The organism is Candidatus Bathyarchaeia archaeon (assembly GCA_041447175.1).
GTDB lineage: Archaea > Thermoproteota > Bathyarchaeia > Bathyarchaeales > Bathycorpusculaceae > JADGNF01.
Genome location: CP166960.1, coordinates 581,227 through 594,735, shown reverse-complemented (window position 1 = coordinate 594,735; position 13,509 = coordinate 581,227). Strand labels below are relative to the sequence as shown.

The following is a 13,509-nucleotide window of genomic DNA, read 5'->3' as shown; positions in this document are numbered from 1 at the left end:
AAGTTCACCTATCCAAACTTTCCTGTTATGTATTTTTCGGTTAACTCACTACGGGGGTTCTCAAACACTGATGTTGTGTCCCCATACTCGATGAGTTGACCCAGATACATGAAAATCGTGAAATCCGAAACCCGAGCCGCCTGCTGCATGTTGTGCGTCACAATAACCACAGTGTATTGGTGTTTAAGCTCAACAATCAACTCTTCAACCTTCGCTGTAGCAATGGGATCCAAGGCGGAGCAAGGCTCATCCATCAAGATAACTTCAGGCGCCAACGCAATCGCACGGGCAATGCAAAGCCGCTGCTGTTGCCCTCCAGAAATGCTTGTCCCAGGCTTTTTAAGGTCATCCTTGACTTCATCCCACAACGACGCCTGTCTAAGACTTTTCTCAACGACCTGATCAAGGTTTTTGCCCTTTTTGGTTCCCGTCAAACGCAGTCCAGCAGCCACATTATCATATATGCTCATCGTTGGGAAAGGGTTTGGTTTTTGGAAAACCATGCCAACGCGTCGCCGAATCATGACGGGGTCGGTTTCGGCTGCGTATATGTTTTCGCCGTCAAGAAGAATATCCCCGGTTATTTTGGCGCCGGGAACCAGCTCATGCATCCTGTTGAGGGTCCGCAGAAGGGTGGATTTTCCGCATCCAGAGGGTCCAATTATGGCTGTTACTGCGTTGGTTTTGAAGGAGGCGTTTATTTCTTTCAGAGCATGTTTTGCTCCGAACCACGCATTTAAGCTGACGGTTTTCATTTTCTCATTTGTGCTCATCTTTGCTTGTTCACCTACGTAATTTTCCTCTACTTGCAAGTCTGACGCCGATGTTGAGGGCTAAAACCATCAAAATCAGCACCAAAGCAGCTCCCCAAGCTTGAGCCTGCAATTCAGGTTGGGGCATTCTGGAGTTAAGAAATATCCTCAAAGGTAACGCGTCCATCGGGGCATCTAAGCCTTGGAAGAAGTAGCTGTTGCCCAGAATTGTTAGCAGAATTGGGGCTGTTTCACCTGCGATTCGGGCTACTGCAAGAAGGACACCCGTGATTAAGCCGCTTTTCGCTGTGGGCACAACCACGCTTAGAATGGTGCGCCATCTGTGTGCGCCTAAGGCTAAAGAAGCTTCTCGTACGCTGTTGGGCACAAGCTTTAGGGACTCTTCGGTGGTTCGTGCTACGATTGGAACTAGCATGAATGTTAGGGCTACGGCGCCAGCGACTGGCGAAAAGGTGCCAATTAAGCCGATGACGATTAGTGTGTAGGCGGTGATGCCAATAACTATTGAGGGGACTTCTGTTAGTATGTCGTTTATAGAGCGCATCCAAGTTGCGTATTTGTTGTTGCCAAATTCTGAGAGGTAGACTCCGGACAACACGCCAAGAGGGATACCTATGGCGCTGGTCAGCGCAATCAAGATAACCGTTCCTTGTATTGCTGGTCCGATACCTCCTTTTAGCCCGTTAGAGGTTAAGAATTCAAGATTTATCACGGGGGCGCCTCGAACGACGACTTCAAAGAGTATGCTGGCTAGGGGCACAACAGCTATAACGGCACATATTAGGCACAACACGTAGAAGAACCGGTTCTTAAAGCGCCTAAACTTGTAACTGTGCCACTTATTCCTGAGCATTACTCGACGGCGCCTCCTTTAACTTTCAGAACACGCGTCACCATCACATGCGCCACAATATTAATGATGAGACTTATCGCAAGCAGAACTAACCCTGCCCCGACATAGGCGGATTTCTCCAGCGGTGTTGGTGCCTCCAAGAAGCCGTTAGCAATAAGAGAGGGCAAGGTTTGACCGGGCTGGAAAAGAGTGCGAGGCATGGCAGTTGGCCCAGTTGCGTTACCAATGACCATAGTGACGGCCATGGTTTCGCCGACAGCACGTCCTAAACCCAGTATGACTGCACCGAAAATGCCTGAACGCCCATAGCTGAGGACCCAGTGGCGGATGACTTCCCATTTGGTCGCTCCAATGCCATAAGCGCCCTCTCGGATCGAGTCGGGCACGGCACTTATGACTTCTTTGGAGACTGAAGCCACAGTTGGGATAATCATGATTGCCAAAATAATGCCTGCTGTCAGAAAGTCAAGGCCGAAGGGTGTTCCGCTGAAGATTGGAATCCACCCTAGGTAGGTGTTTAGGGGTTTTTCGATGTATTCTAAAACCCAGAAGCGGAGAACAAACAAGCCCCAGAGCCCGAAAATTACGCTGGGCACCGCGGCTAGTAACTCCACCAGATAGGATATGGCGACTTTGACGGCTTTAGGAGCCATCTCAACAAGGAAAATGGCGATGCCCAAACTGAGGGGAACGCCGATTAAGAGTGCAATGCTAGAGGTGATGAGTGTGCCCAATATGTAGGGGAGCACTCCAAATGATTCTCGACCTACGACGGGATTCCAATTCATGCCCGTTACAAAATCTAATTTGAATACGCTTAGGACAGTTGTGGAGCCTGTGATGAGAATATAAGCGTTTAGAAGCAAAATCACGGCGGCGGAAGCCGCAATAACTGCAGCTAAGACCTTGAATATGTTGTCGCCCGTCAGTTTCTTAGTCATGCAGATCTGCTCGCATTTTAAGGTATATCAACAAAAAAAAGTTGTGGTAGGAAAGTGCTATTTTACAGCACTCTCAGTGGGTTGGAATTGATTGCCCGTTGAAAGTTATTGAGTTCAGCGAAGCTTCGTTGATTTGCACGATGTTCGAGGGCAGTGCTGCATACTCTAAAGGTGGGGCAAGAGATTGACCGTCGTGGACCACAAACCAGATGTATTGTACCAGTTGTGTTGCTTTGTTCATGTCCATGCCAGAGATGACACCGAGGTCTTTGTACAGCAGCATGTAGGTTGGCGTTACTATTGGGTAGGCTTGCTCGCCTGGGGCGTTGAGGATGACTACGTTTTCCCAGCTTTCACTGCCTGAAGGCAAACCGCTTGAGGGCAAAGATTCAGCTGCGGCGGTGGTTGACTCGAGGGTTGGGGATATGAAGTTACCTGCGGGGTTCTTGATGGCGACGACTGGAACATCGTTTTCAAGAGCGTAAGCCAACTCAATGTAACCAATTGAGTACTCGGTTTGTGTGACTGTTGCAGCGACGTTAGAGTTACCCGAAGCGCCTAGAGTATTTGTTCCGGGCCATTGAACAGATTTGCCACTGCCAACAGTTTCCTCCCAAGTCGGGCTGACTATAGCAAGGTATTTTGTAAACCAGTTTGTAGTGCCAGAACTATCGGAGCGGTGAACAGTGGAGATGGCGTGGTCGGGGAGAGTGAGGTCAGGGTTCAAAGCGGTTATTGCAGGGTCATTCCAGTTGGTAATAGTGCCCAAGTAAATGTTAGCTATGGTTTCACCGTCAAGTTTTAGACCAGAAGTAATTCCAGGAAGGTTATAGGCTACGGTGATTGCGCCAATGGTCTCGGGAATGTGGAGTGCATTTGGTGCGGCTTCTCTTTCAGAAGCAGACAAGGGCGCATCGGTGCATGCGAAACTAACTAGTTTGCCCGTGAAGTCAGTTACACCTTTGCCGCTGCCTCCGCCTTGATAGTTAATTTGGAGGTTGGGGCGGATGTTTGTGGTGTATTCGACTATGGTGGCGTTAAGGAATGGTTGTGGGAAGGTTGCGCCTGAACCAGTTAGTTGTGCTGGACCGGGTGTTGCTGCTGCGGCTGGGGCAGAAATCAAGTGTTGACCGTTGTATGTGACGGAGTAGATGCTCATTTCGTCAATTTGCACAATGTTTGAGGGGAGTGACGCGTATTCAAGGGCGGGTGCAAGTGATTGACCATCATGGACTACGTACCAGATGTACTCCATAACGACTGTTGCTTTTTGTAGAGTCATGCTGGGTATAACGTTGAGTTCTTGGTAAACCAGCATGTATGTTGGGGTAACAATCGGGTATGCCTGCGCTCCAGGAGCGTTAAGAATGATTACGTTTTCCCAACTCTCGCTTCCAGAGGGCAAACCGCTTGATGGTAGAGATTCTGCGGCTGCGGTTGTAGTTTCAAGTGAAGGTGAAATGAAGTTGCCTGCAGGATTTTTGAGTGCAACGACTGGAACATCGTTTTCAAGAGCGTAAGCCAACTCAATGTAACCAATTGAGTACTCAGTTTGCGTAACGGTTGCTGCAACATTGGAGTTTCCGCTAGCGCCTAGAGTATTTGTTCCGGGCCATTGAACGGATTTGCCACTGCCAACAGTTTCCTCCCAAGTCGGACTAACCAACGCCAGATACTTGGTGAACCAGTTTGTAGTGCCAGAACTGTCAGAACGGTGAACGGTAGAAATAACATGGTTGGGGAGAGTTAAATCAGGATTGAGAGCAACAATGGCAGGGTCATTCCAGTTGGTGATAGTGCCCAAGTAAATATTTGCAAGAGTTGTTCCGTCAAGTTTTAGACCAGAAGTAATTCCAGGAAGGTTATAGGCAATTGTGATTGCGCCAATGGTCTCGGGAATGTGGAGTGCATTTGGTGCGGCTTCTCTTTCAGAAGCAGACAAGGGCGCATCAGTACAGGCAAAATCAACAAGTTTACCAGTAAAGTCAGTCACACCTTTACCACTACCGCCACCTTGATAGTTAATTTGAACGTTGGGGTTCATTGAGGTGTATTGGACGATAGTAGCGTTAAGGAACGGCTGAGGGAAAGTTGCGCCTGAACCAGTTAGCATGGCTCCTGATGAGGGTGACGTGGGGGAGGGATTATTTGTTGGTGTTTCTGTTGGAGTTGCTGAGGGGCTGGGGGAAGCAGCAGGGCTTGATGTGTAGGTGTAAGCGACAACGCCGCCTATGATGATTACAATTGCAACGATTGCTGCTACAAGGTACATTGTTTTCATTTTTGTTTCCTCTGAAAAATCTACATATCAGGCTCCTTGTTATATGAGTGCCCCACATAGACTTTATAGTCTATATAGACATAATTTGTATATAGCTAGTGAATATAGAAAAACAGAAAACGGTGCCGAAATTGACTAACATAACAAAAACCGAAAACGAAGAACAAAGAAAACTCCAAATTACAGGCGGATCAACATACATACTTTCACTGCCAAAAGATTGGGTCACAAAAAACCAACTCAAAAAAGGAAGCGCAATGATGATCCGCGAAGAAGAAGACGGCTCACTATCCGTACTACCGCCAAAGATGGAAAAAACCGAAAAAAAAGACGACGCATTCATCAAAGTCACACCAAACGATAATCCCTACGCAGTAATGCGAAAAGCCATCTCCGCATACTTAATAGGCTACAACATCCTCCACATAAAATCCCAAAACAAACATCCATTATCGTCAAAAACACGAAATCATCTTAAAGATTTTGCCCGAAACTACTTAGTCGGCACAGAAATTGTGATCGATACACCAAACGAGCTAACCCTCCAAGTTCTGCTAAATTACCCTGAACTCACAGTACAAAGCGCCCTAAGCAGAATGGCCATTATCGCAGCCTCCATGCACAGGGAAGCCATGAACGCACTTCGAAAACTGGATTACTCAATGGCAAAAAGCGTCATAGAAACCGACCGCGAAGTGAACCGGTTTGGGCTCTACATCGTGCGGCTACTGAAGATGGCAGTGCTCAACTCACGGATGGTAAGAGAAATCGGTTTAGACAACCCAAGAACATGCATCGGCTACAGACTAATCGCCAAAGCCGTCGAGAGAAGCGCCGACCACGCCACAAAAATCGCCGAAAAAGTGATTTTGCTCAAAACACCTGTAAGTGAAGAACCCCTTGAGAAAATCGAAGAATTAAGCAATTTAGCGATTTCAATGTTTGAAAGCTCGGTTGAGGCACTGTTTAAACGCGATTACAATTTGGCTGAAAGCATAATTGAAAAAATCACGCAGGTATACAAGCTGGAAAGAGAAGTTATACTTTTGTCTAAGGGCGCCAACATTGAAGAAGTTGCTAACCTACGCCTTGCCATCGAAAGCGTGCGAAGAACAGCTGAATACGCAAGCGACATCTCTGAAGTTGTGTTAAACATGAACGTGGAATCCGTCATAGGATAACCATAACCAGCAAACTCAAATCTCTCCCAAAACGTGTCTTTAGGACACCTTAAGTGAGAAGGAAGTGAGAGGGGTTATTAGGCAGCACACAATTTACCTGATGAGGTTGCTACATTTTGCAAATGGGGGAAACAGACGACTTCAAAGTGCCGCCTAACAAAAAAATTGAATTAAAAAATTATGACCCATGCTGGATTCCTAAGTGGGCACAAAAAGAAGAAAACAAAAAAGGAAAAAAAGCAGTAAAAGAGAAAGCGCTTTTGATTCTGCAGGAAAACAGAAAGAAACTTGTTGACATGCAGGAGTTATTCTGGGCAAGCGACACCTATTCGATGCTGATTATTCTGCAGGGAATGGATGCAGCCGGCAAAGACAGTTTAATTAGGCACGTTATGTCGGGAGTTAACCCACAGGGATGCCAAGTCACCAGTTTTAAAACGCCTTCAGCAGAAGAGTTAGACCACGATTTTTTGTGGCGGCATTCAAAGGCGCTTCCTGAAAGAGGACGCATCGGTATCTTTAACCGTTCATACTATGAGGATGTGCTCGTTGTCCGGGTGCACCCAGAAATTCTCGCAAAACAAAAACTGCCGCCTGAAGCCATCAAGAAAGACTTTTGGAGCTTAAGGTACGAAGACATAAACTCTTTTGAGCAGCATTTGGTCCGAAGTGGCACAGTAGTATTGAAGTTTTTCTTGAATGTATCCAAGGAGGAGCAGAAAAAACGGCTGCTTGAACGGCTTGAAGACGCAGATAAGCATTGGAAATTTTCGTTGACAGATCTTTCTGAGAGGTCAAAGTGGAAAGAGTACATGGAAGTGTATGAAGACATGCTTAACGCAACCAGCACTGAATGGGCGCCGTGGTATGTTATTCCAGCCGACAAGAAATGGGTTACACATGCATCTATTTCAGGGATTATGGTGGCACAGATGAAGAAGTTAGGCTTAGAATACCCGAAACTCAGCAAAGACCAGCAGGAAGCCTTAGAAAAGGCGGAAACAGAGCTTAAAGAAGAATAACAACAAGAAAACGCCTAATTTAGGAAATTGGAGCACTTTTTTAGCTCAATACTCTAAGTTTGACTCTATATATTATTGGGGAATCGTAAATTAATAGATTCACGTGTCTCACTACAGGTGATAAGGATGGAACTAAAGGAAGCCATAACGATAGAGCTTAAAGAGGGCTCTTTGAAGGATAACAGCGGAAACAAAGAAGAAATCGTATATTTTAGCCACATATAACCACAAAAAGTGTTACTACGCTTCAATTAAGATGCAGGCGTAACGATGCACTTCACCGTTAGCTGCATAGCAAACACATCGAAGAAAGCTTTTCGATTTTGAAGAATGCTCCACTGCTCTAAACTACAGTCTGAGTCAGAATAGAAGGTAAGCAAAACCTGGTCTTTCCCCAAACGACTGAACTCAGCGTTCCTAATCAGTCCACTATGACTCCGGTCAAGCTTTTCGGCAAAACGCAAAAACGTTGAAAGAACAGCAACAACGTTTTTCGACTGCTCATCCAAACCGGTGGCTTTTAAGGCTTTTTTTGAAGGCAGCTTTTTGCGGTGAAAACGCGCAACGGTGGCCATTATGGTGATTTCATTTTTCTCAAAACCAAGCAGCCCCGCGTTACTAATAATGTAATGCGAATGAAGATGATGGTCATTAAACGACAAGAAATCGCCCACATCATGTAAAGTCGCAGCATACCGTAGCAGTTCCCGTTCTTGGTCACCTAAATTGTGCAGCCCAACCTGTTTAGCGCTGTCAAAAAGCTGCAGAGCTAAGAAAATTACGGTTTGAGAATGGCTTTCATCAAAATTACAGGAACGACACAAATTAAGCACACTTCTATTCCGCAAAGGAGTTCTCTTAAGCTCTCGAAAACCAGCAAAATTGGAAAGGTAATCAACCAACATGCCATCTCGGAGTTCTTTTCGGCTTACGTTCAGTTCTTCTAAACCAAACTCATCCATTATGGATTCAATTATGGCGGCTCCTGCAACAATTATGTCGGCGCGGGGAGGGTTGATGCCGGGAATTTTTCGACGTTCCTCAAGCGTCGAGGAGCAAAGGATCGGCTCCAGCTTTTTGAGGCTCTTACGCGTTAAAACCATGCTGCTTCGGTCACCGTTCTTTTTAAACAGGCGATTCGTGATTTCCGCCAAATTTATGACGGTACCTGAGGAACCCCACGCTTTCCTTGCGCCGCACTCCTTGATTTCGGATTTAACGATGCCAATTTGGCTGCTGACGTACTTTTTCATCTGTTTGTAAACGCTCGTGGGAATGTGTCCCGTCCAGCCTTCGCCTATAAACCGCGTGGTCAGACGAATCGCCCCCAGCCGCAAGCTGTGAGCGTAAAAGCAACCTTGCTGGTTTCCAATAGAGATTTCCGTACTGCCCCCACCCAAGTCGATGAAGATGGCACGCTCGTCTCCTAAGTCAGCGCCGTCGGAAACGCCTAAGCAGATAAGCCGCGCTTCTTCGATTCCAGAAATGACGCGAACTTCAAGCCCCGTTTCTCTATATAATCGTTGGAGAAATTCGGCTTGGTTTTGTGCTTCACGAATTGCCGATGTACCCATCGAGATGATTTTGGTGGCGCCGTAAGTTTTAGCCAACTCAGCAAATCTTTGGCATACCAACACGGTTCGGTCCATTGCGTCTGGCTTGAGAAGATGGTCTTTGAATTCTTGTTCACCCAGACGAACCACTTCTTTTTCTTGGCATATGGTGGTGTAGGAAAAGTTGGGGTTTATCCTAACCACTAAAAGACGCACAGAGTTGGTTCCTATATCTACGAATGCAACAACATGTTCGTCTGTTTTCATGGTTGCTTCCATAGTAACACCAGTTTTTTCTTAAAGACCTCTTCAAACAAGTCCTTCTTTTTATTAAAAGCCTGCTCCTCTAAAGCGAGATTTGAGGAAGCTAAACATTCAACAGTAACTCGTTTGGAGCCAACATTGAAGCTCAGGCTTTTAACGTTGGACTCATGGGTGTAGTCTAACCCGTCCGCCACCCGCAAGAAGCTTGATAAAACAGCCACTTTTCGCACATTCACTTGGCTTAAAGATGCCAGATTGTAGTGTTTTTGTTTAGGAAAGCCTCTACGGTGATAACGAGCTATACTTGCGATTATCATGCGGTCTTCAGAGGAAAACGGTAAACTTGAATCGTTAAGAATCAGCTTTAGCGAGGTTTTGTTGTGTGCTGTTGCGCCACGTGCCAAGCCGACATCATGCAAAAGGGCAGCGCATTCAAGCCAGCACCGTTCTCGCGGACCAAGCTTATGCAAACTACTTAAGCCGTCAAAGAAGCTTAAAGCGAGGTTTTTAACCTGCTCTCCATGCTTATTGTTCCTCAGGTACGTCTTGGCGACGCGTTTAGAGTGTTGCGCCACTTTTTCTGGATGCTCAAGTAACGCCTCCTTTTGGCGTTGGTCTTTTTGAAGAACCGCATCCAAGGATACGCCTCTAATGAGCATTTGAGCCAAGCTTTCAGGAAGACCCTTTCTCCGTAAAGCATTGGCGGCGGCGGCAACGTTATAGTCTAACCGAATCAACTCAACTTTAAAGGGGTCAAAACTCAAAAGAGCGTATGCTGCTTGAGAGTTACCGTCACCAGGTCGCCCAACACTACCCGGGTTAACAAACAAGGTTTGGTTAACCTGCGTTTGAAACTGTTCATGAGAGTGCCCCACAATCACCAAGTCGGCGTTTGCCTTTTTGGCTAGTGACCTAAGCCGTTTCGCAGGAGTTTTAGGGTAAAGGTGTTCTTCAATGGAGTCGGGACTTCCATGCACCACAAGAATCCGTTTGCCGCCTAACTCTAAACGGAGTTCCTTAGGAAAAGAAAGCAAATACGACACGCAAGACGGCTCCAATTCTTTCTGTGCAAAAAGCAAGGCAGTTTTCTTTGCGCCATTTCCTTTGACACGTTTCTCAACGACTTCCAAGTCGTAGTTACCCAAGATGCTGGCTACCTTGTGAGAATGCAAAAGTCTAAGAGCCTCATTAGGAAAAGCACCAAAACCCACTGAGTCCCCCGCATTCAGAAATGCAACTGCCCCCCGGGCTTGGGCATCTTGCATAACCGCCTTTAAAGCGTGCAGGTTAGCATGAACATCAGCAAAAACGGCAATTTTTGCCCCACCTACAAGAACCCCATTGACTTTTGTTTGGTCGAAAACTAAATCTGCGTTTGCAGTTTTTCTGAGGTTCTCAAAAAAGTTTTCCGCTCTACTGCTATCCCAAAGTTGAACGAAATTGTTGTAGTGGCTTTTCCGTTGATTCTTTATGTAATCAAGAAAGTTCAGCAATGACGCCTCATTTTTGGAGGTTGCCCTGCTTTTGGTTGAGTGAACAGTTTTTGTTTTAGCGATAAAATCGGGGATTTTTTCGATCCAAACATCGCAATCATGCATTTCGCCCAGAGTATCTTGGATAGCTTTCATGGTTTTTATTTCGTCTGATAGTTGGGTTGGGTAGAGCGGCGCGAAAGCTTCCATCGTGTATCGCAGATGTTTAGCTTGAATTCTCAGCTTATGATGAGCCAGAACTTCGTTTTCTTGGTGAACATACTCTTCCAGAGCCAAAAAAGCGTCTATTCCCGTTGATATATCCCAGAAAGCTTTTTCCAAAACCAAAGAAGCATCAAAAGGGGTTTGAGGCAACTCTTCAATGATTTGATTACAAAAACGGGTCAAGTCAGGCAAAACAGAGGCCTGCTTCAATTCTTCAAGCCCAGCCACCACCGGAGCCTGAACGTCACCGCGGTGAACTTGATGATTTTTTAGCAAAAGCAACATACCCGTTCGGTCCCGAGAAGAAGCACCCAGCTTCTCTATGTACTGCTTTATGAATTCAATTTGAACATCAAGGTCTCTGGCGTCACCAAGCAGAGAAGTTACTTTTTTTACTTCACCAAGCCACTTTTTGAATTTTTTCTTAGGAAAACAAGTCTTGAAAAGAGGCATAGCCGCGCGGATTCGACGAGAGGTAACCCTCATTTTATGAATATATTCAATGTCCTGGCTTTCAACCACGCCGCCGATTTGAGCTTCAAGAGTTTGCATAAGACTAAGCACAGTTTGAGCGCCAAATTTGCAGAAACTGGGGTTTTTCGGCTGGGGCTCAGCGGATGCATTCATGCCAAATGCCTCGATGTTGAATAAGCCAGGATTGAGAATTGATGATTTCTTCGTTCTCTTTAGGAGTAACCCGTTGGTAAGTCCCGTCGCTGAGAAGTTTTCTAGCTTTGACGTTATCACGAAGATGAATTTTCAGCATGTTATCTAGAATTGACCGCCGAATTTTCGCGTCGGGCACAGAGAAAAGTACCTCGACACGTTCGTTTAGGTTCCTAAACATCAAATCTGAACTGCCCAACAACATTTCTCCTCCATCCCCATCCTGGAAGTAGTAAATTCGGGCATGCTCTAGAAAACGCCCAACAATGGATATGACGGTTATGTTTTCGCTAACGCCGGGTATTTGGGGTTTTAAGCAGCAGAGCCCTCTTACATTGAGGTCAATTTTAATTCCCGCCATGGAGGCACGGTATAAAGCTTGGATAACGTCTTTTTCTTCAAGATTGTTAAGTTTAAAGGCTAAGTATCCTTTTCCGGTTTGTTGATGAAACGCGATTTCTTTATCGATCCGCTTGAGGATTTCGTTTTTCAAAGTCTTGGGAGCCACAAGCAGATGCTTGAAGGCTTTTTCCTGCTCGGGCAGCCCATTTATGAGCACATTAAAAAGTTCCCCAAGTTCCCTGCCGACCTCAGGCTTAGCCGTAAGGTAGCCGATGTCGCCATAAATTTTTGCGGTCACCGAATTGTAGTTACCAGAACCCAGATGACTGTAGCGAACCAAGCCATTTTTTTCTTTCCTAAGAATCAGGCAGAGTTTTGCGTGGACTTTGAATTGGGGAAAATTGTAAACTGTGTTTACGCCTGCCTCTCTTAGCTTTGCTACCAGAAGGATGTTGTTTTCTTCGTCAAATTTGGCTTTTAACTCGATAACGGCGACGACTTTTTTGCCGTTCTTTGCAGCCGCCATTAACGCATCAACGACGGGCGATTTGTGGTCCATACGGTACATGGTTATGCAGATTTCCGTGACGTTTTCGTCTTGAGCAGCTTCTTTGAGAAGGTCAACAATTACTTCAAAGCCATCATAGGGGTGATATAGAACAAAATCCCGTTTGGATATGGTTTCAAAAATATTTTTATCCATAGTTAGCAATGGAGAAATGGAAGGCAAAAATGCTTTATCCTTAAGGTCAGGACGGTTTATTTTGTTCAGTTGCCAAAGGTCCACAAGCCCCAACGGACCATCAAACTCGTAAATCAGGTAGTCAGGTAAACCTAAAGCAGTGGCCATGGCTTCCCGCAGAAACATGGGGGTTCGCTTGTCAAATTCAAGTCTGCTGGGAAAACCAGCTTTTCGTTTCTTTAGGCTTTTTTTGACGATGTTGAGGAAATCCGCGGATTCATCCATTAAAAGCGCTATTTCGCCGTTACGGGTTAATCTAAAAGGGTAAGAAGTCAAGTTTTGTTCGTTTGGAAACAGCAAATCCAAGTTGTTTGCAACTAAATCTTCCAAGAAAACGTACTCATAAACGACCCGGTCCACGGGGGCGGAGTCATCAAGTTCATGTTCGTTTTTTGGAATTGTAATTAGGCGTCCGTACTTTTCTGTGGGAACATCAATAACGTAGCAGGAGTCTTTTTCTGGAAAACCGTTGGGTATGAAAAGGTTTATGTGGAGATTTTCAATGGAGTTGCCGTCAAATCCTTCCATGGGTTTTTTCATAGAAGGCAAAACGACTTTGGTGAACCATTTTCGCAGCAGACCCTTTTGCTTATCGGGTAGTGTGTTGAAGTTTTTTATGCAGATGTCTTCTTTTGCGAGCGCTGGTATTATTTCGTCGCTCCAACAATTGGCGTGGTTGACGATGAGGGGCAGAATTTCTCGTCGGGTAGCCTCCACTTGCTCCATTGGGTTCATGCCGTCAATGGATTTCTCGCGGGAGCCTCTGTTAATTTTTTTAAGTAGCCGCGGGATGCGGGTCATGAAGAATTCGTCGAGATTGCTTCCGCAGATGGCGAGGAATTTGACTCTCTCCAGCAGAGGATGCCAGATGTCGTGTGCTTCTTCTAACACACGGACATTGAAGCGTACCCAGCTGAGTTCACGGTTAATGAAGTAAGTTGGGTCATCAAGGTTCTTTTTCTGGTTCGGAACATTGTTTGTGGCTTGAGAATCAATTTTACTGCGGTTTAACAATTGTTTTTTCCCCTAGGAGGCGTTTGGCTACGTTTAGCCTTCGTTGTGAGAGGGATGAGTTGAATTGTGTATAAAATAGGTTAGTGAGGTTTATTAAGAAATCTATAAAACATGCGGCGATGTTCGCGAAGGAATTTTTCAGCGGTCTCGCTTCCTCGGTAACTCGGAGCCTTCAACTGA

The 13,509-nt window shown here is 45.8% G+C and carries 9 protein-coding genes; 2 read left to right on the top strand and 7 right to left on the bottom strand.

The features are described 5' to 3' along the window. Window positions 1-8: 8 nt before the first annotated feature. The 4 genes from pstB to pstS form a co-directional block, all read right to left on the bottom strand. The gene (gene pstB / locus ACBZ72_03055) at window positions 9-773 is read right to left on the bottom strand and encodes a phosphate ABC transporter ATP-binding protein PstB (GenBank protein XES77864.1); all 765 of its coding nucleotides are present in this window, start codon (window positions 771-773) and stop codon (window positions 9-11) included. Between the two features lie 10 nt (window positions 774-783). Beyond that, entirely contained in the window at window positions 784-1,626 is an 843-nt protein-coding gene (pstA, locus tag ACBZ72_03050; protein XES77863.1) for a phosphate ABC transporter permease PstA, read from the bottom strand. Continuing rightward, window positions 1,626-2,567, bottom strand: a complete 942-nt coding sequence (gene pstC, locus ACBZ72_03045; protein ID XES77862.1) for a phosphate ABC transporter permease subunit PstC — start codon at window positions 2,565-2,567, stop codon at window positions 1,626-1,628. The genes pstA and pstC overlap by 1 nt, the downstream gene beginning before the upstream one ends. A gap of 73 nt (window positions 2,568-2,640) precedes the next feature. Then, window positions 2,641-4,848, bottom strand: coding sequence for a phosphate ABC transporter substrate-binding protein PstS (gene pstS / locus ACBZ72_03040; protein XES77861.1), 2,208 nt, complete (start codon window positions 4,846-4,848; stop codon window positions 2,641-2,643). Window positions 4,849-4,979: 131 nt separating this feature from the next. Here pstS and ACBZ72_03035 point away from each other — a divergent pair, with 131 nt between their 5' ends. Continuing rightward, window positions 4,980-6,029, top strand: coding sequence for a PhoU domain-containing protein (locus tag ACBZ72_03035; protein ID XES77860.1), 1,050 nt, complete (start codon window positions 4,980-4,982; stop codon window positions 6,027-6,029). A 122-nt stretch (window positions 6,030-6,151) separates the two neighbouring features. Then, the gene (locus ACBZ72_03030) at window positions 6,152-7,051 is read left to right on the top strand and encodes a polyphosphate kinase 2 family protein (protein ID XES78642.1); all 900 of its coding nucleotides are present in this window, start codon (window positions 6,152-6,154) and stop codon (window positions 7,049-7,051) included. A gap of 251 nt (window positions 7,052-7,302) precedes the next feature. Here ACBZ72_03030 and ACBZ72_03025 read toward each other — a convergent pair whose 3' ends face one another. From ACBZ72_03025 to ppk1, 3 genes are read right to left on the bottom strand one after another with little or no spacing between them, the layout of a single operon-like run. Then, a complete protein-coding gene (locus ACBZ72_03025; protein XES77859.1) occupies window positions 7,303-8,871 on the bottom strand; it encodes a Ppx/GppA phosphatase family protein in 1,569 nt (522 codons plus the stop codon). Then, the gene (locus ACBZ72_03020; protein XES77858.1) at window positions 8,868-11,192 is read right to left on the bottom strand and encodes a YfcE family phosphodiesterase; all 2,325 of its coding nucleotides are present in this window, start codon (window positions 11,190-11,192) and stop codon (window positions 8,868-8,870) included. Before ACBZ72_03020 ends, ACBZ72_03025 begins: the two co-directional genes overlap by 4 nt. Next, the gene (gene ppk1 / locus ACBZ72_03015) at window positions 11,176-13,329 is read right to left on the bottom strand and encodes a polyphosphate kinase 1 (GenBank protein ID XES77857.1); all 2,154 of its coding nucleotides are present in this window, start codon (window positions 13,327-13,329) and stop codon (window positions 11,176-11,178) included. Before ppk1 ends, ACBZ72_03020 begins: the two co-directional genes overlap by 17 nt. Window positions 13,330-13,509: the final 180 nt, after the last annotated feature.

Excerpts from the sequence above, each read along its gene's own strand:
- pstS (XES77861.1), bottom strand. The coding sequence starts at position 4,848 with ATGAAAACAATGTACCTTGTAGCAGCAATCGTTGCAATTGTAATCATC.
- pstB (XES77864.1), bottom strand. The coding sequence starts at position 773 with ATGAGCACAAATGAGAAAATGAAAACCGTCAGCTTAAATGCGTGGTTC.
- ACBZ72_03025 (XES77859.1), bottom strand. The coding sequence starts at position 8,871 with ATGAAAACAGACGAACATGTTGTTGCATTCGTAGATATAGGAACCAAC.
- pstA (XES77863.1), bottom strand. The coding sequence starts at position 1,626 with ATGCTCAGGAATAAGTGGCACAGTTACAAGTTTAGGCGCTTTAAGAAC.
- ACBZ72_03020 (XES77858.1), bottom strand. The coding sequence starts at position 11,192 with ATGAATGCATCCGCTGAGCCCCAGCCGAAAAACCCCAGTTTCTGCAAA.
- ACBZ72_03030 (XES78642.1), top strand. The coding sequence starts at position 6,152 with ATGGGGGAAACAGACGACTTCAAAGTGCCGCCTAACAAAAAAATTGAA.
- pstC (XES77862.1), bottom strand. The coding sequence starts at position 2,567 with ATGACTAAGAAACTGACGGGCGACAACATATTCAAGGTCTTAGCTGCA.